22 protein-coding genes are annotated in these 21493 nt (G+C 47.9%); 16 read left to right on the top strand and 6 right to left on the bottom strand.

The genetic code is table 11. The features are described 5' to 3' along the window. Window positions 1-19 precede the first annotated feature (19 nt). From BQ7367_RS03840 to rsmI, 3 genes are read left to right on the top strand one after another with little or no spacing between them, the layout of a single operon-like run. A complete protein-coding gene (locus BQ7367_RS03840) occupies window positions 20-925 on the top strand; it encodes a PSP1 domain-containing protein (RefSeq protein ID WP_072524288.1) in 906 nt (301 codons plus the stop codon). Continuing rightward, a complete protein-coding gene (locus BQ7367_RS03835; protein WP_072524287.1) occupies window positions 915-1628 on the top strand; it encodes a tRNA1(Val) (adenine(37)-N6)-methyltransferase in 714 nt (237 codons plus the stop codon). The genes BQ7367_RS03840 and BQ7367_RS03835 overlap by 11 nt, the downstream gene beginning before the upstream one ends. Before the next feature lie 11 nt (window positions 1629-1639). Further along, window positions 1640-2503, top strand: a complete 864-nt coding sequence (gene rsmI / locus BQ7367_RS03830; RefSeq protein WP_072524286.1) for a 16S rRNA (cytidine(1402)-2'-O)-methyltransferase — start codon at window positions 1640-1642, stop codon at window positions 2501-2503. A 12-nt stretch (window positions 2504-2515) separates the two neighbouring features. On the opposite strand, the gene BQ7367_RS03825 is transcribed toward rsmI, so the two are convergent. Both BQ7367_RS03825 and BQ7367_RS03820 read right to left on the bottom strand, forming a co-directional pair. Continuing rightward, complete coding sequence (locus BQ7367_RS03825; protein WP_442855346.1) at window positions 2516-3196, bottom strand: ABC transporter ATP-binding protein; 681 nt, start codon at window positions 3194-3196, stop codon at window positions 2516-2518. Between the two features lie 44 nt (window positions 3197-3240). Beyond that, a complete protein-coding gene (locus tag BQ7367_RS03820; RefSeq protein ID WP_072524284.1) occupies window positions 3241-3771 on the bottom strand; it encodes a spore maturation protein in 531 nt (176 codons plus the stop codon). 230 nt (window positions 3772-4001) lie between these two features. Between BQ7367_RS03820 and BQ7367_RS03815 the strand changes: the two genes are divergently transcribed. The 6 genes from BQ7367_RS03815 (at window position 4002) to BQ7367_RS03790 (ending at window position 11733) form a co-directional block, all read left to right on the top strand. After that, window positions 4002-5693, top strand: a complete 1692-nt coding sequence (locus BQ7367_RS03815; RefSeq protein WP_442855345.1) for a DUF885 domain-containing protein — start codon at window positions 4002-4004, stop codon at window positions 5691-5693. 3 nt (window positions 5694-5696) lie between these two features. Next, window positions 5697-6314, top strand: a complete 618-nt coding sequence (locus tag BQ7367_RS03810) for a nucleoside recognition domain-containing protein (protein ID WP_072524283.1) — start codon at window positions 5697-5699, stop codon at window positions 6312-6314. Between the two features lie 202 nt (window positions 6315-6516). Continuing rightward, window positions 6517-7110 (top strand): phosphodiesterase, encoded by a 594-nt coding sequence (gene yfcE, locus BQ7367_RS03805; RefSeq protein ID WP_072524282.1) that lies wholly within the window; start codon window positions 6517-6519, stop codon window positions 7108-7110. Further along, window positions 7086-8069 carry an NYN domain-containing protein gene (locus BQ7367_RS03800; RefSeq protein ID WP_072524281.1) on the top strand — a complete coding sequence of 328 codons (984 nt, stop codon included), beginning with the start codon at window positions 7086-7088 and terminating at the stop codon, window positions 8067-8069. The genes yfcE and BQ7367_RS03800 overlap by 25 nt, the downstream gene beginning before the upstream one ends. Before the next feature lie 23 nt (window positions 8070-8092). Then, window positions 8093-9295: a class I SAM-dependent methyltransferase gene (locus BQ7367_RS03795; RefSeq protein WP_143142955.1), complete on the top strand. Its 1203-nt coding sequence runs from the start codon at window positions 8093-8095 to the stop codon at window positions 9293-9295. Beyond that, window positions 9292-11733, top strand: a complete 2442-nt coding sequence (locus tag BQ7367_RS03790; protein WP_072524279.1) for a C39 family peptidase — start codon at window positions 9292-9294, stop codon at window positions 11731-11733. Before BQ7367_RS03795 ends, BQ7367_RS03790 begins: the two co-directional genes overlap by 4 nt. A gap of 105 nt (window positions 11734-11838) precedes the next feature. Here BQ7367_RS03790 and BQ7367_RS03785 read toward each other — a convergent pair whose 3' ends face one another. Further along, complete coding sequence (locus BQ7367_RS03785; RefSeq protein ID WP_072524278.1) at window positions 11839-12348, bottom strand: QueT transporter family protein; 510 nt, start codon at window positions 12346-12348, stop codon at window positions 11839-11841. Window positions 12349-12646: 298 nt separating this feature from the next. Between BQ7367_RS03785 and BQ7367_RS14935 the strand changes: the two genes are divergently transcribed. Both BQ7367_RS14935 and BQ7367_RS03780 read left to right on the top strand, forming a co-directional pair. Beyond that, entirely contained in the window at window positions 12647-12754 is a 108-nt protein-coding gene (locus tag BQ7367_RS14935; protein WP_328586519.1) for a putative holin-like toxin, read from the top strand. Window positions 12755-12981: 227 nt separating this feature from the next. Continuing rightward, entirely contained in the window at window positions 12982-14331 is a 1350-nt protein-coding gene (locus BQ7367_RS03780; protein ID WP_072524277.1) for an ISNCY family transposase, read from the top strand. A 64-nt stretch (window positions 14332-14395) separates the two neighbouring features. On the opposite strand, the gene BQ7367_RS03775 is transcribed toward BQ7367_RS03780, so the two are convergent. After that, entirely contained in the window at window positions 14396-15304 is a 909-nt protein-coding gene (locus tag BQ7367_RS03775) for an IS3 family transposase (RefSeq protein ID WP_072524276.1), read from the bottom strand. Next, complete coding sequence (locus BQ7367_RS03770; protein WP_072524275.1) at window positions 15301-15633, bottom strand: transposase; 333 nt, start codon at window positions 15631-15633, stop codon at window positions 15301-15303. The genes BQ7367_RS03775 and BQ7367_RS03770 overlap by 4 nt, the downstream gene beginning before the upstream one ends. Window positions 15634-16105: 472 nt before the next feature. On the opposite strand from BQ7367_RS03770, the gene BQ7367_RS14540 reads away from it, so the two are divergent. Together BQ7367_RS14540 and BQ7367_RS14535 are read left to right on the top strand one after the other, a co-directional pair. After that, the gene (locus BQ7367_RS14540; RefSeq protein ID WP_072524274.1) at window positions 16106-16792 is read left to right on the top strand and encodes a helix-turn-helix domain-containing protein; all 687 of its coding nucleotides are present in this window, start codon (window positions 16106-16108) and stop codon (window positions 16790-16792) included. Beyond that, entirely contained in the window at window positions 16765-17685 is a 921-nt protein-coding gene (locus tag BQ7367_RS14535) for an IS3 family transposase (RefSeq protein ID WP_328586534.1), read from the top strand. The genes BQ7367_RS14540 and BQ7367_RS14535 overlap by 28 nt, the downstream gene beginning before the upstream one ends. A gap of 253 nt (window positions 17686-17938) precedes the next feature. Here the strand turns inward: BQ7367_RS14535 and BQ7367_RS03755 are convergent, their stop codons facing one another. Beyond that, window positions 17939-18262, bottom strand: a complete 324-nt coding sequence (locus tag BQ7367_RS03755) for a winged helix-turn-helix transcriptional regulator (protein WP_072524272.1) — start codon at window positions 18260-18262, stop codon at window positions 17939-17941. Window positions 18263-18455: 193 nt separating this feature from the next. Between BQ7367_RS03755 and BQ7367_RS03750 the strand changes: the two genes are divergently transcribed. From BQ7367_RS03750 to BQ7367_RS03740, 3 genes are read left to right on the top strand one after another with little or no spacing between them, the layout of a single operon-like run. Beyond that, window positions 18456-19067 carry a pyridoxamine 5'-phosphate oxidase family protein gene (locus tag BQ7367_RS03750; RefSeq protein WP_072524271.1) on the top strand — a complete coding sequence of 204 codons (612 nt, stop codon included), beginning with the start codon at window positions 18456-18458 and terminating at the stop codon, window positions 19065-19067. Next, window positions 19064-20632 (top strand): ABC transporter permease/substrate-binding protein, encoded by a 1569-nt coding sequence (locus BQ7367_RS03745; RefSeq protein WP_072524270.1) that lies wholly within the window; start codon window positions 19064-19066, stop codon window positions 20630-20632. The genes BQ7367_RS03750 and BQ7367_RS03745 overlap by 4 nt, the downstream gene beginning before the upstream one ends. A gap of 21 nt (window positions 20633-20653) precedes the next feature. Further along, a complete protein-coding gene (locus BQ7367_RS03740; RefSeq protein WP_072524269.1) occupies window positions 20654-21472 on the top strand; it encodes an ATP-binding cassette domain-containing protein in 819 nt (272 codons plus the stop codon). Window positions 21473-21493: the final 21 nt, after the last annotated feature.

Genomic DNA, 21493 nt, shown 5'->3' with positions numbered 1-21493 from the left:
ATAAAGGAGAAGTGACAAAATGACGAAAGTAATCGGTGTGAGATTCCGGCAGGCAGGGAAGATCTACTTCTTTGCGCCGGGGAAATTTGATATAAAACAGGGCGACAATGTGATCGTCGAGACTGCCCGGGGCGTAGAATTCGGGCGGGTTGTGAGCAGTCCCCGGGAAGTGAAGGATGAGGAGGTCGTTCAGCCGCTGAAACCTGTGATCCGGATTGCCACAGATCAGGACAGAAAGACGGTGGAGAAAAACCACCAGAAAGAAAAAGAGGCATTTAAGATCTGTCTGGAAAAGATCCGAAAGCACAAGCTGGAAATGAAGCTGATCAGTGTGGAGTATACTTTCGACGGGAATAAGATCCTGTTTTACTTTACAGCAGACGGAAGAATCGATTTCCGTGAGCTGGTGAAAGATCTGGCGGCAGTGTTCCGGACAAGGATCGAGCTTCGTCAGATCGGAGTCAGAGATGAGACAAAGATACGGGGCGGAATCGGCATCTGCGGCAGACCACTGTGCTGCAGCACTTATCTGACCGAATTTTCCGCGGTGTCCATCCGTATGGCGAAAGAACAGAATCTTTCTCTGAATCCGACAAAGATATCAGGTGTGTGCGGACGACTCATGTGCTGCCTGACCAACGAGGAGGAGACCTATGAGATGCTGAACAGTCAGCTGCCGTCGGTAGGAGACTCTGTTACCACCAAGGACGGGCTGACCGGGGTGGTCCATTCTCTGAGCGTACTGCGCAAGCTGGTAAAAGTTGTGGTAAATCTGGAAGATGATGAGAAGGAGATCCGGGAATACCGTGCAGAGGATCTGAAGTTCAGACCCCGAAAGAAAAAACAGAAAGTTTCGAAAGAAGAGATGAAGAAACTGGCAGCGCTGGAAAAAGAAGAAGGAGCGTCAAAGTTAGATGACAAATGATGAAAGTAAAAGACGCAGCCTGATCAAGCCGGGCGAACGGCTGGATGATCTTCAGCTTGGCGGGCTTTATCTTATACAGGATCCGGAGAAATTCTGTTTTGGAGTAGATGCGGTATTTTTGTCAGATTTCGTCAGGGTCAGGCCGGGAGAGACTGTACTGGATATGGGGACCGGAAACGGGATCATACCTGTCCTCCTGGCAGGGAAAACGCAGGGAAAGAAATTTACCGGGCTGGAGATACAGACTGAGACTGCGGATATGGCGAGGCGCAGCGTAGCGTATAACCATCTGGAAGACCGGATCCAGATCGTGACGGGTGATATCAAAGAGGCGGCAGAGATTTTCAGGCCGGCCTTTTTTGATGTGATCACTGTGAATCCACCGTATATGATCTCCCGGCACGGGCTCCGAAATCCGGATGACGCGAAGGCCGTAGCACGCCACGAAGTGCTGTGCTCGCTGGATGATATTCTCCGGGAGAGCATGCGGCTTTTGCAGGATAAGGGGAGATTCTATATGGTCCACAGACCGTTCAGGCTGGCGGAGATCATGATCAAGATGAACCATTATAAAATAGAGCCGAAGCGGCTCAAGTTTATCCATCCGTATATCGACAGAGAGCCGGTGCTGGTGCTGATCGAAGGTGTGCGGAGCGGAAAGTCCAGAGTGACAGTAGAGCCGCCGATTATCATTTATCATTAAAAGGAGGAACTATGCCGGGGACATTATATCTGTGCGCGACACCGATCGGAAATCTGGAAGATATGACCTTCCGGGCAGTGCGTGTACTGAGGGAGGCGGACCTGATCGCGGCGGAAGACACGAGGAACAGCAGGAAGCTTTTGAATCATTTCGATATCCACACCCCCATGACGAGCTATCATGAATATAATAAATTCGACAAGGGGAGGAAACTGGTAGAGAATCTTCTGGAGGGTAAAAATATTGCCCTTATTACAGATGCCGGGACGCCGGGGATTTCTGACCCGGGGGAGGAACTGGTACGCATGTGTTATGCGGCGGGCATCTGTGTTACGGCAGTGCCGGGAGCGGCGGCATGCGTTACTGCGCTGACGGTTTCCGGACTCCCCACAAGACGATTTGCCTTTGAGGCATTTCTGCCTTCGGAGAAAAAAGAGAGGGAGGAGATACTGGAAACGCTTGTCCGGGAACAGAGGACCATCGTTCTCTATGAAGCGCCCCACCGTCTTGTAAAAACACTGCGGCTGCTGGCAGAGCGGCTGGGAGACAGGCAGGTATCTGTGTGCAGGGAACTGACAAAAAAGCATGAGACCATATACCGGGCGTCTCTTCCGGAAGCGGCAGACTACTATGAAAACAATGTTCCGAGAGGCGAGTGTGTGATCGTGATCGAGGGAATGAGCCGGGAAACAATCAGACAGGAAGAGAAAGAAAAATGGGAGAACTTGTCTGTAGAGGAGCATGTAGATTACTATATTTCTCAGGGGCTGGACCGGAAAACGGCCATGAAAAATGCCGCAAAGGACCGCGGCGTTCAGAAACGGGATATTTATAATTATCTGGAACAGAAAAAGCACAGCAGAACAGAGGGATAAGAAAATACGGGATCACTCTGAAATATGTGTGATCTTTCCATCCTTCATATAAATGATCTTCTTTTTCAGTCCTATGGCTTCTTTTTGACTGTTTGTCACATACAGCACAGTAATCCCAAGCTCTTCATTTATTTCCAGGATATCGCCCAGCATTTCAAGACGGCGCTGTTCATCCTGACGGGCGAAATCCTCATCCACAAGAAGGACTTTGGGATGACATACCACTGCCCGGCTAAGGGCAACCCGCTGTCGGTCCGCTGCGGACAGAGCCCGGATTTTTTTATTCAAAACATCAGTAATTCCAAAGAATCTGGCGGCTTCCTTTACCCGGCTGTCGATCACGGTACGGGGAAGGTTGCGCAGGCGGAGTCCTAGAGCGATATTGTCATATGCGTTGAAATGTCTGTAAAGAGTATAATTCTGAAAAGCCATCGCAAGGTGGCGGTCCCGGGGCAGAATGTCATTCAGCAGCTCTTTCCCAAGATAAATGCGGCCCGAGGTAATGTCCTCCAGCCCTCCGATCATACGCAGGATGGTGGATTTTCCGCAGCCGCTGGGTCCATGGAAAGTCACGAATTCTCCGTCTTCTATGTGAAGGCTTACATCATTTACTGAGATGAAGCCATTCGGATAAGTCTTTGTCAGGTGTTCTAACGTAACGCTGGACATCAGGATACCTCCATCTTTTTCCATATATTTTATTTTAACACAAAGCAAGTCTGCGGGCAATGCCGGGATCAGGGCATGAGGGACTGTGCCAGAAACACGCTGGCGGCCAGCCCGGCAAATGTGGCGATCAGAGCGCCGGCCAGAGTGTACCGGGAGCGTTTGACGCCCGCGGTCATAAAGTATACGCTCATAGTATAAAAGATGGTTTCTGTACAGCACATAGTGATCGACGCGATCAGCCCGAGACGGGAATCTGTTCCGAATTCTTTGAAAATATCCAGCAAAAGTCCGGTGGCGGCGGAGGAGGAAAACATCTTTACTACTGTGAGGGGAACAAGTTCTCCGGGGAAACCGATCCGGGAGGAAAACTGACCGATCAGAGCTGACAGGAAATCCAGGAAACCGGAGGCCCGCAGGATCCCTACCGCGGCCATGAGCCCGATCAGAGTAGGCATGATGCGAAGAACGGTCAGGAAACCGCTTTTCGCGCCCTTGATAAAGCTTTCGTACACATTGATTCCGGACAATAATCCGTATACGACAATGCTCAGTACAATAAAAGGAACAATAAAGTCAGAAATATAAAGTAAAATATGCATGGAATCCTCCTGGTTAAAATATGCAGGTCTTCTAATTTATATGCGCGGGCTTTGCGTAATACGCCGGGATGCGTATGGGATGTGAGAATATCGCAGAACAGCCTATCATAAGATACAGTAAAGACATTTCAGGAGCTTTTATGCGGTTCTCTTTTTCTGAGCATAAAAATATCATACATAAATTTCAAAAGAAATATATAAATTTCTTTCTTGCGGCACTGTTGCTGGCAGTGACTACACTGACAGCGGGGTGTGGGGCCAATTCTTCCACCGGAGAAAATAAAAAGTTTGAGAAGTATACAGAGGAGCTGTTTTGTCGGGAAGTTTCTGCAAATACTGTCAGTCTTCATTATACGCTCAGGTCACCGGAGGACTATGGGATCCAGGATGGAGATCCTACTTTCGGCACTTTTGATATAAATGCCGACGAGATTCTGGCGTCTTCTGAAAATATGTCGGAAGCTCTTGAGGATTTTTCGTATGAGAAACTGGATGTCCGGAATCAGATCACCTATGATATCCTGGATCATCAGCAGAAAATGATAAGCAAGGCAGCAGATTATATTCTTTATGAGGAACCGCTTGGGCTGGTAAGCGGAGTGCAGACCCAGCTGCCGGTCGTACTGTCTGAATTTCAGTTTTATGACAGGGAAGACGTGGACATTTATCTGAAACTTCTTGAGACAGTCGGAGAGTATTTTGACAGCCTGATAGAATTTGAGCAAAAGAAAGCAGATGCGGGACTGTTTATGGCAGATTTCGCCGCAGATACAGTAATAGAACAGTGCCAGGCCTTTCTTGATATGGGAGACGGAAATTATCTCTATTCTACATTTACGGATCGGATCAAAGATGTAGAAGGATTAACGGAGAAAGAAAAAAGTGACTATATACAGGATAATGCGCTTGCTGTAAATAATTATATTTTCCCGGCGTATGAGAAACTTCTCTCAGCGATTGGGGATATGAAAGGAAGAGGGAGGAATGAAAAGGGGCTTGTATATCTGCCGGAAGGAAAAGAGTATTATGAACTTCTGGTGAGGCAGTCTACCGGATCTGACCGGTCTGTAGAGGAAATGGAAGATCTGACCCGCAGACAGATGACAGAAGATCTGGAGGCAATGGAGCAGGTCCTGGGAATCACAGCCGGGGAGGCGCAGGAGGCCGCGGCATCTATGGGAGAGGAAAACGCGGAGCGGATCTTACGTATCCTGAAAGAGGGGATTACAGAAACGTTTCCTGAAGCTCCGGATACTTCACTGGAAGTAAAATATGTCCAGGAAGAGATGGAAGAACATTTGAGTCCTGCTTTCTATATGATACCCGCTATTGACAACACAGAAGAAAATGTGATCTATATCAACCGGGCCCATATGGGAAATGATCTGACCCTTTTTACAACGCTGGCGCACGAGGGGTATCCGGGCCATCTCTATCAGACAGTATACTATGAGAGTATGGATCCGGATCCTATAAGAAGTATCCTGGATTTTGGCGGCTATGTGGAAGGATGGGCGACTTACGCCGAGATGGGAAGCTACTATCTTACGCCTCTTTCCAAAGAACAGGCCACACTTCTTCAGAAAAACAGCTCCATTATTTTGGGCCTGTATGCTCTGGCTGATATGGGGATCCACTATGAGGGGTGGAGCCGGATGGATACGGTGGCTTTTTTCGCCAATTATGGGATCACAGACGCAGAGGCTGTGGATAGGATCTACGAATTGATCATCGGTTCTCCTGCCAATTATCTCAAATATTATATCGGTTATGTGGAATTCCTGGAACTGAAGAAAGACTGGATAGAAGAAAAGGGAGAAGAATTTTCTCAGAAAGAGTTCCATGAAGCGGTGCTGAATGTAGGGCCTGCGCCGTTTGACGTGGTAGAGGATCATATGTGGGAGATCATAGAGGAGGACTGAGCAGTGCTGAATTATCTGTGGGCCGGGATGATCCTGATCGGGATAGTATTCGGCGCGTTTAACGGCAGAATGCAGGATATTACAAACGCGGCGCTTGACTCATCAAAAGATGCGGTAACATTGTGTATCACGATGATCGGTGTGATGGCTTTCTGGACGGGGATTATGGAAATCGCCTCAAGGGCAGGCATTATACAGATGGCGTCAAGAAAAATGCGCCCGCTGCTTCGCTTCCTTTTTCCGAGACTCCCGGAAGAGCATAAGGCCAATGAGCATATCGCCACAAATTTTATCGCCAATATCCTCGGGCTGGGCTGGGCGGCTACGCCCGCCGGGCTGCGGGCCATGGCGGAACTTAAGAACCTGGAAGAAGACAGAAGAGCGGGCCGGGCGCCCGGCCCGGTCAGGCGCAGGGGAATCGCGGGGAATGAAATGTGTACCTTTCTCATCATCAATATTTCATCACTGCAGCTGATCCCGGTGAATGTGATCGCCTACCGGAGCCAGTACGGCAGCGTAAATCCTGCGGGAATTATCGGAGCGGGGATCGTGGCTACAGCGGTGAGTACAGGGGCAGCGGTGATCTTCTGTAAGATGATGGATCGAAAGAAGAGGGAATAAATCAGGAAAGTTATTATCGGATTTATCCGATAAAATGCCAATAATTCCTTGAGTTTCGGCACTAATTGGTGTATACTCAAAACACCGGCAGAGTAAACTGCTAAAAATCAGAAAGGATGGCTGCGGTCATCCTTTTTTTGTGATAGAGGGTTCATAACAACGATGAGATAAATGTTAGAAAATGTTACGGAGGTTAATGGATATGAAACTGATGATCGCGTCTGACATACATGGCTCTGCCCTGTACTGTGAGCAGATGCTGGACGCTTTTGCCCGGGAGAAGGCCGGGCGGCTTCTGCTGCTGGGCGATATTTTATACCACGGGCCGCGAAATGATCTGCCGGAGGGATACGCTCCGAAGGAAGTCATTGGTATGCTCAACCCGCTCAGGGATAAGCTGCTTTGCATCCGGGGAAACTGTGATACGGAAGTGGATCAGATGGTGCTGAAGTTTCCCATTATGGCGGAGTACTGTTTTCTGGAACTGCCGGTGTCAGCGGACAGCGGCAGCAGGATGCTCACAGTTATGGCATCTCACGGACATACGGTCAATCCGAAGACAAGTCCGCCGATGAAGGGCACGGACATCCTTCTGAACGGACACACGCATATTCCGGCGTGTGAACAGATGAGAGATGGAGAAGGATGTGAGTATCACTATCTGAATCCCGGATCGGTGTCGATCCCGAAGGAGGGATCCAAGCACAGTTATATGATTTATGAAAGCGGAACATTTATCTGGAAAAGCCTTGAAGGAGAGGAGTACATGACATGGAAGACAGATTCGCGCTTTTGATCGATGCGGACAACGTATCCGCCAAATATATACAGCCTATACTGGATGAACTGTCCAAATACGGGAACGTGACATACAAAAGGATCTATGGGGACTGGACCAGGAACAACAATGCCAGCTGGAAAGAAGAACTTCTGGATAATTCCATCACTCCGATCCAGCAGTTCAGCTATACTTATGGGAAGAACGCGACAGACTCGGCCATGATCATAGATGCCATGGATATGCTCTATACGAGTCAGCTGGAGGGATTCTGTCTCGTATCCAGCGACAGCGATTTCACAAGGCTGGCCAGCCGGCTCAGAGAAAGCGGCAAGACGGTGATCGGCATGGGGGAGGACAAGACTCCGTCGCCGTTCCGCAAGGCCTGCGATATTTTTACGGAGCTGGAGCTTCTGCTGGAAGACAATACGATGGATAAAGATGAGAGAGAGGAGAAGGAACTCCATTTACAGGGGCAGGGGAAAGAGCAGAAAAAGACCAGGACCGCGCCATCCAAGGAACAGATCGAAGAGGCGGTTGTCAAGATCATCACGGAGAATCAGAACGATGACAGGGAAACCGGTCTGGGTGAAGTGGGAAGCCGTCTGGTCAAGCTTTATCCGGATTTTGATGTGCGGCGTTACGGGTACAGTCTTCTCTCTAAATTTCTGGAGACACTGCCAAAGTTAAGGCTGATCCAGGAAGGAACGAAAGTATCGGTGACTCTCTATGAGGACAGCAGCAGGAAAGAAAGGCTGGAAGAGTACATCCTTCAGCTGATAGAAAACAGTGGAAAATACGGGATCTCCCTTAGTTCTCTTGGAAACCGGATCCGGGTAAAATTCGGGGATTTTAAAGTGCGTGACTATGGCTTTTCTCAGTTTAAGCAGTATATCCAGAGTTTTCCGGGCGTAGAAATCGTAGATGACGGGGAGCGTACAAGGGCCCTGTATGTGAAGGACCAGATCAGAAATTAGTGGATATGGAGGAAATTTTTCATTTGAATGAAATTTTACGGTTGCTTCAGGACAGCCTGAATATAGATTTTATCCGCGCGGTCATCAGCGGCCCGCGGAACAGGGACGGGATTGTTAAGGTAAAGATAAGACCGGTGGAGAGAAAGGGAAAGCTGGAATTTCAGCTGGAATCTTTCACCCGGACACAGGCATTCCATGAAAATCTGGAGGGACCGACTGCCGCTTTGAAGATCCTGAAATATATGGAGCAGTTTCGGCAAATGCAGATTGAGACTACGGGGGAAGAGTCCGTAGTGCTTGTCAGCAAAAAAGGAAAGATCACGGTGAAAACAAAGAAACGTCAGGCGCAGGTGAAAACAGCCGACCGGTCCCATGACCGCAAGAAACGGCATATCCTGGAAGAAGGAATACCGGTGCCGTTTCTGGAAGATCTGGGGGTTATGACAGGAGAGGGAAGGATCGTTCCCGCAAAGGCAGACAAATTCCGCCAGATCAACCGGTTTCTTGAATTTATAGAAGATATTCTGCCCCGGCTCGACAGAGACCGGGAACTTACGATCCTTGATTTTGGATGCGGCAAGTCCTACCTGACATTTGCCATGTATTATTATCTTCATGAGCTGAAAGGATATGACATACGCGTCATAGGACTGGATCTGAAGAAAGACGTGATTTTACACTGCGGGGAACTGGCGGAGAAATACGGATATAAAAAACTGAAGTTCCTTGTAGGAGACATCGCTCAGTATGACGGGGTGGAGCAGGTGGATATGGTGGTCACACTCCATGCCTGTGATACGGCCACGGACTATGCGCTGGCAAAAGCCGTAAGATGGAACGCGCAGGTAATCCTTTCTGTGCCGTGCTGCCAGCACGAGCTGAACGGCCAGATGACTTCAGGAGGAAGCACATCCTCCGGGGACATATCAAAAGGAGCGGAGTATCTGGCCCCGGTGATGGATTACGGCCTGCTGAAGGAAAGGTTCGCGGCACTTGTGACAGACGGCCTGAGGGCGAAATATCTGGAAAGCGAGGGATATGAGACGCAGGTGCTGGAGTTTATAGATATGGAACATACACCGAAGAACATTTTGATCAGAGCGGTAAAGAAGAAAAAAAGAAACAAAAAAGCATTGGAAGAAATAAAAAAATGTGAACAGTTTCTGCAGGTGACTCCTACATTAAGGGGGCTGCTTGCGTATGAAGGGGAGAATGAAGGCGAATGAAAGGAAGGATCACAAAAGCAGGAATACTGGCGGGAATCTTTATCATTGCGATCGTGATCAGCAGCCTGGTAATAAACAGGGGCACGGATGATAAGATCGCGGATATGGGAGCGCCCACGCTTCCGGAACTTTCCTTCCTTATGGATGGGAAAAAGATCAATCCGCTTTACGGCTATGTGGATGATATGGATATTACCGCAATGCGGGATACAGTCACGCCGATTGGAAATGCCGGTGAACTGACAGTGGCTGTAGACAAAAATGGCAACCAGATCAGCCAGGTAGAATACGAGGTATATTCTCTGGACGGAAAAGAAACTTATAAAAACGGGGCAGCAGAGATCTCAGAGGAAGAGGGAACCGCGGTTCTGAAACTGGGAAATATCCTGTCTGACCAGGTGCAGGAGGCAGTTTTGAAAGTGATCCTTCCTACGGAAGACAGACGGGTCAGTTTTTATACCCGGATCGTCAGGCCCGGTGAGATCACGGCCTCAGAGTGCCTTTCTTTCGCGCAGGATTTTCACACGAAGGCACTGGAAAAAAGTGCTCCGGCAGAGTTGGAGGCATATCTGGAACCGGGAGAAGAGAGTGATAATACGACGTACCAGACGGTAAATATCCATTCGGATATCAACCATATCCAGTGGGGAGACTTAAATCCGCAGATAGACGGGGAGGTAAAGTGGAGTCTTAAGGAGACCAATACAGTATATACATCCATACTGGCAGAATATCTGGCAGTATGCCAGGGGGACAGCGAAGAGACAGAGCTCTTTCATATCAAAGAATTTTTCCGCGTGCGCTATATAGAAGGCACGATCTATCTCCTGGATTATGACCGGGATATGCAGCAGATCTTCAGCGGAGAGAGCCGGTTGTTTGACGAAGAAGGGATACGTCTTGGGATTGCTTCAGATGATCTGCAGTATGAGACAAATAAAGACGGGACCCTGGTGGCCTTTGTGCAGGAGCGTGAACTGTGGCTTTATAACAGGGAAGACAGTGAGCTGTCCCAGGTATTCAGCTTTGCCTCCGGGGAGGGCAGAGATGAGCGGAGCCTGAACGACGAACATTCAGTGCGTATCATTCGGATGGACAATGCAGGAAACCTGTCGTTTCTGGTCTGTGGATATATGAATCGGGGGATACATGAAGGCCGGGTAGGAGCGTGTATTTATTATTATGACGCGGACAGCGGACTGACCGAAGAGAAGGCTTTCATTCCCAGCACACAAGCGGCAGAAATCGCGGAAAGAGAACTGGGACAGATGGTTTATTATGACCAGAATCAGTCCATCCTTTATGTTCTTGCGGACGGTTCTCTGTATCAGATCGATCTGGACAGAGAAGAACAGACGGTTCTGGCGGAAGGTCTTGAGGACGGGCAGTACGCGGTGTCAGAAGACGGACAGCTGATGGCATATCAGACAGATGCTGACGCAGATACTTCTTCTGCGATCCGGGTCATCGATCTGGAAAGCGGCGAGGGTTATACCGTGGAAGCGGCAGAGGGAGAAAGCGTGCGTCCACTGGGATTTGTAAACGGTGACTTTGTATATGGGAAGATCGATCCACAGGACGCAGGAACAACTGCTCTGGGTGAAGAAATCACGCCCATGTATGAGGTCGAAATACGAAGTATGGAGAACAAAGAGCAGGCGAAATATACTTTTGTGGACCAGAATATATATACAACAGATATTTTGATCGAGGGAAATCTTCTTACCCTTAACCGTGTGACAAAGAACGGAAACAGTTACAGCGCGGCTGCACAGGAATATATTACCAACAATAAAGAGCGCAGTGAGACAGCAGTCACTCTTGACACATACACTACGGATGTACAGGAGACGCAGGTAAGGCTTACATTTGCAGACGGGTTAGAGTCTCTGGAACCTGAAGTCTTAAGAGCGGAGCAGATCACAGACAGAGAGCCGGCGACAGTTTCTATCAGCGGAAATGACAGTACAGAGAAGTTTTATGTATATGGCCTGGGAGAATTAAAAGGGATTTATGACCAGGCGGGATATGCTGTTCAGAGAGCGGAACAGGTTTCCGGAGTAGTGGTCTCCTCAGATCAGGCATATGTCTGGGAAAAAGGAAACCGGGATCTTGTGTATGCGACTGGGGCGGCGGCATTTACAAAAGAAGACGGAGAAACCTCCCTGGAAGCCTGTGAGCGGTATATGGAGCAGTATGAAGCTCAGAGGATTGATCTTACAGGATGCACTCTTGATCAGGTGCTGTACGTTATCAACAAAGGCTGTCCGCTGATCGCCCTGACGGATACGGATCATGCGGTACTTCTGACCGGATATACGCTGACGGACATTACTTATATCGATCCGGATGAGGGAGGAGAATATACAGTCGGAATCAATGAGATGGAAAATATGGTACAAAATGGGGGAAATACTTTTATCGGATATATCCGGTGAAAATGAAAGGGCGGTGCCAAACAGACTGCGTTTAGCAGAACTGGACTGGCAGCGCCCTTGATCTCTGTTAACAAGTTTTATTTTTTGTACTGTTCTGTAAGATTTTTACTGCTGACGGATCTTCCGGGGAAAGAGCACATATCTGTATCTGTCCAGAGCTGTGTACAGGAGCAGGCCAAGCACACCACAGGACAAGATTTCACCGATCCCTACGGTCAGCATCATAAATGGGATTGAGAATGGTGCCATATATCCATATTTTAGTACAAACGGCACGATCAGCATATTTGCGATTATGGGGGGCAGTGGGGCCAGATATTTACTTCTGTTACGCAGCAGCCACGTAAAAACTGCTCCGATCAGGGTGGCAAGGCTCCCGAAGATAATATCGGGAAGAATCGCTCCGGCAAGGATATTGCTGATGAGGCATCCGAGGAATACGCCCGGAACAGCGGCGGGAGTGAATGCCGGAAGAATGGTCAGTGCTTCCGAAAAACGCAGCTGAACTTCTCCGAAAGCAAAAGATGCGCCGAGCATGGTCAGCACAACATAGATAGCGGCGATCATAGCCGCCTGTGCCATGAAAAGCACTTTGTTCTGTTGAATTGTCTTCATTTTCTGATTCTCCTTTAGTTTTGTTTTACGAGTGGAAGGTCTCGAACACTCGATTCATTTAACGCCGGGAATCGGCGGCAAGCCCGAAAAGACCTTATTTTTATGGGCTTTGCAACGTGGGATAGTATAACATAGAGAGCGCTGAAATTCAAGCCGTACCCACAATTTACCCACAATGAAATAAAAAGCACTCTACACAACAGAGGGGACCATTCGGTTGTATGCCTGTTGCCAATGTGGTAAAATATGAGACAAGGACAACCGTGTTACAGGGTGGCTGACCTCTATTCTACATAGAATGGGGGTGGTGCTGATGGACAAAAAACCGTTTGACTTTGAAGATCTAATGGCTTTTGGAATGTTCATACTGGCATTGCTGACATTCGTATTCGTGAATTTGAAGTAGTGTTTAAAGCATAGTAAAACCGCCCTTGTACTTTGGCGAGTAAGGGCGGTTTTAAAACTTAACTTACGAGGTCAACCACTTTGGCGGTTGTTCCTTTTGTGTCTTTAATATAGCATATCTGTCCGGAGTGTGCAAGGTGCTATAGGTATTTACTGTTATTCACTTGTGATAATGTCACCTTAGGATTCACTTGAGATTTTGTCTCTTTTTGGTATCCTATTAAAGTTATGAAAGAAGGTAAAATTACATTGTCACAAAAACAACTGAAAACTCTTACTGTCATCAACCGTTTTATTGACAAATCCATTTCCAGACAACAGGCTGCTGAGCTTCTAGGTCTTTCTCCACGCCAGATCTCACGTTTAAAGAAAGGAGTCCTTACTTCTGGCGCAGAATCCCTCATTCACAAAAATACCGGCAGAAAGCCTGCTCACGCTGTTCCAGATGAATTGAAGGAAGCCGTCCTTCAGATTTATTCCCGCCCGGAATTTTCTGGGGTCAACTTCCTCCATTTCAAAGATATACTCGTAGCAGATTTCGGAATCACCCTTTCCTATTCTGCCCTTTCCAGTATACTAAAAAATGCAGGTTTTGAAAGCCCCAAAAAGAAAAAAATCCGTCACCGTACCCATCGACGGAAAAGAAAGCCTCATCCCGGACAACTGATACAGATTGACGCTACGCCTTACGAATGGTTTGGCGGTAATACCAAGTATGCTCTGCATGGAGCCATTGATGATGCCACCGGCAACGTGGTCGGCCTGTTCCTTACCCACAACGAATGCCTTTACGGTTACCTGGAAACCATGCGTCAGTGCTGCATGGACTTTGGCATCCCGCAAACGGTTTATTCCGACAATCACACAATCTTCCGCTCCCCCAAAACCGGGAAACTTACTGTAGATGAGCTGGTCGTAGGTAAGACCGTTCATCTGACCCAATTCGGACGTTCTATGCATGAACTGGGAGTTGATCTCATCTTTGCAAAAACACCTCAGGCAAAAGGGCGTATTGAACGCTTATGGGCAACTCTTCAGAGCAGGCTTCCTGTTGAATTCGCAAGGCGGGGGATCAGGACCCTGACGGAAGCAAACCGTTTCCTGGAAATGGAGTATCGGGAACTCTTCAACCAAAAATTCTCTGTCACACCGGAAGCGGAGTCCATTTTTATCCCCCCAGCAAAAGGAATCGATCTGGATTCCATTCTCTGTGTAAAACACACGAGAAAAACAGATGCAGCCGGAACTTTTTCTTTTAAAAACCGCTGTTTTCAGATTTTAGACAAAGGGTTCCCCATTATCAATGCCCGCCGTGAGATCACCGTATTGATAAATCCCCGTTTCGGTATCCGCATAGAGTACGGAGGCCGGATTTACAACACGATCCGGTACCTGAAACCGCAAAACAAAAATGCCAGCTTAAAGGTACCTAAAAAGGTACGGACAACTGTAGAACCACATTTGCAGTTACGGCACAGCAGCGAAGAATGGAAAGCCATTTGGTGGCTGGAAGATTATAACCTGTCACTTAAATTTTTGTACGAATTGTTTTTTGAGAAACAACAGTCTGCTTCGTAAAAGGGCATTTGCCCTTTGATATTGTCAAGATTAGTTGACACATTTATTTCAAGGATATCACTGACTATGCTACCAGTTCCAAATCCTCATAATACTGTCTGCGTTTTATCATGGGAGGAAGCCCGCCATTGGCAGAGCAGATCCTCCGGTTATTCCAGTAGCTGAGGAAGTATCTCCAAATGAGCGCCTTTAATTCCTCTACCGTCATCTGCCTTGTGTCATAGCGGTCATAAAGGAGCTCTGTCTTCATTCTGGCCCACATACTCTCACAGCGTGCATTATCATGGCAGCGTCCTCCTGCACTGTTCATGCTTTGGTGGATGTGGTGCTCCCGGATGGTCTGGCGGTAAGACTCACTGGTATACTGTGTCCCACGGTCACTGTGGATGATCGCTCCTTCCAATGCGGGATATGCAGTCAGGGCATTTTCCAGTGTTTGGATACACAGATCTGCTTTCATGTTTGTCCCCATTGACAGACCGAGGACGCTAAGATCAAAGCAGTCGAAAATCGCAGATACATACAGTTTCCCATTGCGCGCCGGGATCTCCGTGATATCTGTAATACATTTTTCTAATGGGGCATCTGAATGGAAATCCCGCTTCAACAGATCATCCGATTTCATGGCTTCCCGGTCTGCCTTTGTAAGTCCATTCGGCTTTCTCTTTGGCCGATGGCTCAGGCCGATCTGATCCATAACCCGGTATACGGTCCGTTCACTGGGGATATGTACGCCTTCCGGCTGCTTCAGCAACAGCGCCTGATACATCCGGATCCGTCCATAAGTATCGTTACATTCATCCTCGCTGATGATTTCTTTCATGGCATCCGCCAGATCCTGGTACTTCCATGGACGGTCTTTGTTTGCGAGATATTTATAGAAGCCCTGCCGGCTGATACCAAGCATCCGGCAATAAAATGAAATTTTTCCGGTAATCCTGCCGTCCTCTGTTTTCAAAGCGAGAAAGATCATTCTCTGGTTTTTGCTGACTTCCGACGGCTGGCGGCGAAAAAAGCGCTGGCTTCCTCCAGAAATTCATTTTCTTCCTTCAGGCGGCGGATTTCTTTATCCTGCTCCTTCACCCGCTTACGCAGCATGGTAATTTCTTCTGACAGGCTCATTGCACTGGCAGGGGTATGGGAACCTTCCCCAACATCCAGCTTACCAGCTCTTACAGCTTTCAGCCATGTATGGATGGTTCCTTCAGGGATTCCTAATTCTTTAGCAGCCTTAGCGCCGCCGATTTCTTTGGCAAGTTTCACTGCCTGTACTTTGTATTCATGGTCATATTTACGTGCCACTTTGAATACCTCCTTATTCTCTTGGTTTTATTATGAAATCCTTGAGAATAAGCTGTCAACTTTTTTTATACCACACCACTTTTACGAAAGTGACATTATCTCAAGTGAAACTTAATATTAAAAAGTGACATTTTCAAAAGTTATTGACAGGTGCTATAGGTATTTACCGAAAATTGTAAAGGGCGGGATCGCTCGGTTGTATGCCTGTTGCCAATGTGGTAAAATATGAGACAAGGACAACCGTGTTACAGGGTGGCGACCTCTATTCTACATAGAATGGGGGTGGTGCTGATGGACAAAAAACCGTTTGACTTTAAAGATCTTATGGCTTTTGGAATGTTCATACTGGCATTGCTGACATTCGTTTTTGCGTTTATCAGATAATGTTTTAAGCATAGAAAGACCACCCCGAAACTGATATGATACCCTCAAGTAGGACACAAAAATAAAAAAACCTACTTGGGGGTATTTTATGTCCAGAAAAAGTAAAATTGATGCAGCAAAAAAGGTAGAAATCGTAGAACAGTACCTGAACGGAGAACTTAGCCAAAAAGGCGCTGCAAAAATGTGCGGTGTAAATAAGCGGAGTGTTCAGGATTGGATCAGAATCTATAAGACAGAAGGACCAGAAGGTTTCCTGGCCCTTCAAACAAATAAACGGTACTCAAAAGAATTGAAATTGCAGGCAGTTCATGCGTACCTCTCCGGAGAGGGATCGTTAGATGAAATATGTGCAAGGTTCAGAATCCGACAGCATCCTCAACTATTAAGTTGGATCAAGGCGTATAATGAAGGTAAGGAATTAAAAGAACTTACCGGAGGTAGCGCTATGAAGAAAGCAAGAAAAACAACACTGGAGGAACGGATCTGCATTGTAAAAGACTGTCTTGACCATGACCGGAATTATGGAGCAATGGCCTTGAAGTATGATTGCTCCTATCAGCAGGTCCGAAATTGGGTGGAGCGGTATGAAAAGATGGGAAGTGCCGGTTTGGAAGACAGGAGAGGCAGGCGCATCGGCTCTAAGCCAAGCCGCACTCCGGAAGAAGAATTACGAGACCGTATCGCAGAGCTGGAACGTAAAAATAAAGACTTACAGATGGAGAATGACCTGTTAAAAAAAGTAAGGGAATTAGAAAGGAGGGATCGCTTTCTTTAATACATAAATTATGTGAATATCAGGCAATCAGGGAACTGTCCGAATCAAAAGGATATCCAGTCAAACAAATGTGTCGATACCTTGGAATCACTCGTTCTGCCTATTATCGCTGGCTGAGACATCCCAAAAGCGACAATGAGATCAGGAATGAACAGATTGCCGATATGATCAGGGAAATACACCGGCTGCATCCAGATATGGGCTATCGACGGATCCGAGATGAACTGGCTGTATATTATGGAATTCCTGCCAATGATAAGAGAATCTTGAGAATCTGCCGCAAAATCGGAATACAGTCATCTATCAAATGGAAGCCGAAGAGCTGTACGAAAGCAGACCGGAATCCTGCCCATATTGCGAAAAACTTTCTTCATCGGGAATTTCATGCGGACAGACCGAATGAAAAATGGCTGACAGATGTAACAGAGTTCAAATATTATATAGGGGTAGAAGTACACAAAATTTATTTAAGTGCAATCCTTGATCTGTGCGATCGCAGGATTGTCTCGTATAAGATCAGTGCTCACAATGATACTGCTCTTGTTATGGATACCTTTGATCAGGCGATAAAAGCAGAGCCTGATGCGCATCCGCTTTTTCATTCGGACCGGGGATTCCAATATACCAGTCAGGCATTTTATAGTCGGCTGAAGAAACGTCATATGAAACAAAGCATGTCCAGAGTTGCACACTGTATTGACAATGGACCAATGGAAGGATTTTGGGGAATCATAAAACGGGAAATGTATTATGGAAAACGCTTTACATCAAGAGAAGAATTGATCCAAAGCATCCAAGACTATATTGAATACTATAACAACCGACGCCTGCAGCGCAAGTTACATATAATGACACCAATGGCCTTTCATGAACTTACATTGAAGGCAGCATAAAAATACCGCCAGCCGGTTAATAGGCTGACGGAGAAAAATTTATTATTTTTCATTGTCCTCTTGACGGGTAGCACACCAAACTTTGGCCGGTAGCAGGGTGGCAGTTCTATTTACCATTTTGTGAGGTCAACCACTTTGGCGGTTGTTCCTTTTGTGTTTTTAATATAGCATATTTGGCCAGGACGCACAAGGGATTCTTCAGATTTCTCTTCGGATTTGCGTTCCATTCTTTTGCAGGATTGCAATTCATGTGTTACAGATTCTGCTGTGCCTTGTACTGTGTTCCCCATTCAACCATAGCATCCAGAACAGGCTTCAGGCTGTACCCGGTCCCGGTGAGTGTATATTCCACCCGGGGAGGCACTTCCGCATAAACTTTGCGGGTGAGAAGGCCGCTTTCTTCCATGGAGCGCAGATTGGATGTCAGCACTTTCTGAGATATGTTTCCAACAGATTTTTTCAGTTCACCAAATCGTTTTGTGCCTGTCAGCAGATCCCGGAGAATGAGTACTTTCCAGCGGTCACTGATCAGCATTAAGGTGGTCTCCACAGGGCAGGCAGGTAAAACTTTTTCCATAAAAATCCCTTTCTTTTACGCAATAGTATCTTTTTGGTAACTATAGCACATTATTGTGCTTACTTTACATTATCTCTTTACCCATCCATAATAGCATTACAGAGAAATGATGTCAATACAGCCATACCGGCAAATCAAAGAAAGACACCCGTCGATAAAAAGACACGGTGGTAAAAAACAAGGAGGAATTGCCATGACAACACAGGACTGTTTGAACTTGCTTCGCAGCATAAAAGATGTCGCTTTCGCGACTGTAGATGAGAAAGGAATGCCTCAGATACGGATGATCGACGTTATGCTCGTAGAAGAGGGAAAACTTTATTTCTGTACTGCGCGGGGAAAAGACTTTTATCGTCAGCTGACTACATCCGGACAGGTGGCAGTCACGGGAATGAACAGAGATTACCAGATGGTGCGTCTGTCAGGAAAGGCGCAAAAACTTCCGGAACAGAAAAAATGGATCGACCGGATCTTTGAAGAAAATCCTTCGATGAAAGGAGTTTATCCGGGAGAAAGCAGGTATATTCTGGAACCTTTCTGCATTGATAATGGAGTGATAGAATTTTTTGATCTGGGTAAAACTCCTATTGTCCGGGGAAGGTTTTCTATGGGGAATTCAAAAGCCGGGGAGAAAGGCTTCCGGATCACGGATTCCTGTATCGGATGTGGAACATGTGCGGCAGGCTGTCCTCAGCAATGTATCGTCAGTGGAGAACCCTACGTGATACGGCAGGAGCATTGTCTGCATTGTGGATTGTGCTATGAGAACTGTCCGGTACAGGCGGTTGAGAAAAGAGGTGTATGAAAATGATACAGGAGATATGGGAATTATTTACGAACCGGCCGGCCTTTTTCGGCGAACTGCTTCTGGAACATATCGGGATTTCCCTGTTTGCGATCTTGATCGCTGTTCTGATCGGCGGGCTGGCAGGAGTCCTGATCAGTGAATTTCAGAGGGCGGCAAGGCCGACTCTGGGAGTGATCAATTTTCTCTATACAATCCCTTCCATATCCATGCTGGGATTTCTGATTCCTTTCTCCGGAGTGGGGAACGCGACAGCTGTGATCGCGCTGACAATTTACGCACTGCTCCCGATGGTACGGAATACGCACACGGGGATAACGGGCGTGGATCCGGCCATATTGGAAGCGGCAAGGGGAATGGGGAGCACACGGCCGCAGATCCTTTTCAAGATCAAACTGCCGCTGGCCATGCCCGTGATCATGTCGGGCATACGCAATATGGTGACCATGACGATTGCCCTGGCCGGAATCGCTTCTTTCATCGGCGCGGGCGGGCTGGGTGTCGCGATTTACAGAGGGATTACAACCAATAATGCCGCAATGACATTCGCCGGCAGCCTGCTGATCGCGGTTCTTGCGCTGGTAATGGATTTCCTGCTGGGTCTCATAGAGGGACATATGAAAAAAGGACCCGGTTCCACCGGAGGAAGAATAAAGAAAAAGCATCGATTTGCCAAAAGGATCACGGTGGCAGCCGCGCTGGTCCTGTGTGTTGCCGTTGTAGGAGCCGCTCTTTTTCAGCGAAGCTCCACAGAAACCATACACATTGCCACAAAACCCATGACAGAACAGTATGTAATGGGTGAGATGCTGGATATCCTGATCGAGCAGGATACGGATCTGAACGTGGAACTGACCCAGGGAGTCGGCGGCGGGACTTCCAATATCCAGCCGGCCATGGAGAGCGGTGAATTCGACCTTTATCCGGAGTATACCGGCACCGCCTGGAATATGGTGCTGAAAAATGAGGGGCTGTATACGGAAGATCTGTTTGGTGAACTGCAGAAGGAATATGAAGAAGATTACTCCATGGAATGGGTGGGGATGTATGGATTTAACAATACTTACGGCCTGGTGGTACGCCGGGAGATCGCGGAGCAGTATGACCTTAAGACTTATTCCGACCTGGCGCCGGTTTCTGATCAGCTGGTCTTCGGAGCGGAGTATGATTTCTTCGAGCGGGAAGACGGATATGACGCGCTCTGTGAAACTTACGGGCTGAATTTTGCCAGGACCATGGATCTGGATATCGGACTGAAATATCAGGCGCTGGATCAGGAGCAGATCGACGTCATGGTCGTGTTCACCACGGACGGGCAGCTGTCTTCTTCAGATGTCGTGGTGCTGGAGGATGATCAGCAGTTCTATCCTTCTTACCTGTGCGGCAATGTGATCCGAAGCGAAGTGCTGGAAGAGCATCCGGAACTGAATGCTGTTTTCGACAAACTGACCGGTCTGATCACAGACAGCGATATGGCAGCGATGAATTACGCGGTAGAATCGGAAGGCAGGGAACCCCGGGATGTGGCAGAAGAATACCTGCGGTCCAACGGGCTTCTGCAATAAGCGATACAGGAGGGATGTAAGATGCAGACAGTAATTGAATTTCGCAATATACACAAAGCATACGGAGACAAAGTGGTTCTGAAAGATTTCAGCCTGTCCGTAGACAAAGGAGAGTTTGTGACCATCATCGGATCTTCCGGCTGCGGCAAGACGACAGTCCTGAAGATGGTCAACGGACTTCTCACTCCTGACGCGGGAGACATTTTGGTCAATGGGGAGGACATCCGCGGGAAAGATCAGACGCAGCTGCGGCGGAATATCGGCTATTCGATCCAGGGAAGCGTACTGTTTCCGCATATGACGGTAGAACAGAATATCTCCTATGTCCCGAATCTTCTGAATAAGAAGAACAAGAAAAAAACAAAAGAGGCGGTAAACAAGTGGATGGAGATCGTCGGACTGGACGAAGAGCTGAAAGAACGTTATCCCGCGGAGCTGTCCGGAGGACAGCAGCAGCGGGTCGGGATCGCCCGGGCGCTGGCGGCTTCCCCGGAGATCCTTCTGATGGATGAGCCTTTCGGAGCGGTAGATGAGATTACCCGGGGCCAGCTGCAGACAGAGCTGCGCCGGATTTATCAGCAGACGGGTATTACGGTATTGTTTGTAACACACGATATTTCAGAGGCGCTGAAGCTGGGAACAAAAGTGCTGGTCATGGACCAGGGGGAGATCCAGCAGTATGCGCCGCCGGAAGAACTTCTGCGCCATCCTGCCACAGAATTTGTGGAAAAGCTGACGGATCAGCAGCGGCGCGTCTGCCATCTGCCGGAAGACCAGCTGGGCGACTGCGAGTACAGCGGAGCAGGTTACGCGGAGAACCGGTGCGGGCAGAAGCTGTAAAGGAGCAGCTCAGCTACAAGA

The organism is Clostridium sp. Marseille-P3244, from assembly GCF_900120155.1.
Lineage (GTDB): Bacteria > Bacillota > Clostridia > Lachnospirales > Lachnospiraceae > Mediterraneibacter.
Note: the sequence above shows the minus strand (reverse complement) of the source record. Positions and strands in the feature narration are given on the sequence as shown.

Coding starts and splice junctions, on each gene's coding strand:
- BQ7367_RS03825 (WP_442855346.1), bottom strand. CDS start 3,196: ATGGAAAAAGATGGAGGTATCCTGATGTCCAGCGTTACGTTAGAACAC.
- BQ7367_RS14935 (WP_328586519.1), top strand. CDS start 12,647: ATGGGGGTGGTGCTGATGGACAAAAAACCGTTTGACTTTGAAGATCTA.
- BQ7367_RS03755 (WP_072524272.1), bottom strand. CDS start 18,262: ATGGAAAAAGTTTTACCTGCCTGCCCTGTGGAGACCACCTTAATGCTG.
- BQ7367_RS03750 (WP_072524271.1), top strand. CDS start 18,456: ATGACAACACAGGACTGTTTGAACTTGCTTCGCAGCATAAAAGATGTC.
- BQ7367_RS03745 (WP_072524270.1), top strand. CDS start 19,064: ATGAAAATGATACAGGAGATATGGGAATTATTTACGAACCGGCCGGCC.
- BQ7367_RS03835 (WP_072524287.1), top strand. CDS start 915: ATGACAAATGATGAAAGTAAAAGACGCAGCCTGATCAAGCCGGGCGAA.
- BQ7367_RS03775 (WP_072524276.1), bottom strand. CDS start 15,304: ATGATCTTTCTCGCTTTGAAAACAGAGGACGGCAGGATTACCGGAAAA.
- BQ7367_RS03820 (WP_072524284.1), bottom strand. CDS start 3,771: ATGCATATTTTACTTTATATTTCTGACTTTATTGTTCCTTTTATTGTA.
- yfcE (WP_072524282.1), top strand. CDS start 6,517: ATGAAACTGATGATCGCGTCTGACATACATGGCTCTGCCCTGTACTGT.
- BQ7367_RS14540 (WP_072524274.1), top strand. CDS start 16,106: ATGTCCAGAAAAAGTAAAATTGATGCAGCAAAAAAGGTAGAAATCGTA.
- BQ7367_RS03785 (WP_072524278.1), bottom strand. CDS start 12,348: ATGAAGACAATTCAACAGAACAAAGTGCTTTTCATGGCACAGGCGGCT.
- BQ7367_RS03780 (WP_072524277.1), top strand. CDS start 12,982: ATGAAAGAAGGTAAAATTACATTGTCACAAAAACAACTGAAAACTCTT.
- rsmI (WP_072524286.1), top strand. CDS start 1,640: ATGCCGGGGACATTATATCTGTGCGCGACACCGATCGGAAATCTGGAA.
- BQ7367_RS03740 (WP_072524269.1), top strand. CDS start 20,654: ATGCAGACAGTAATTGAATTTCGCAATATACACAAAGCATACGGAGAC.
- BQ7367_RS03790 (WP_072524279.1), top strand. CDS start 9,292: ATGAAAGGAAGGATCACAAAAGCAGGAATACTGGCGGGAATCTTTATC.
- BQ7367_RS03840 (WP_072524288.1), top strand. CDS start 20: ATGACGAAAGTAATCGGTGTGAGATTCCGGCAGGCAGGGAAGATCTAC.
- BQ7367_RS03800 (WP_072524281.1), top strand. CDS start 7,086: ATGGAAGACAGATTCGCGCTTTTGATCGATGCGGACAACGTATCCGCC.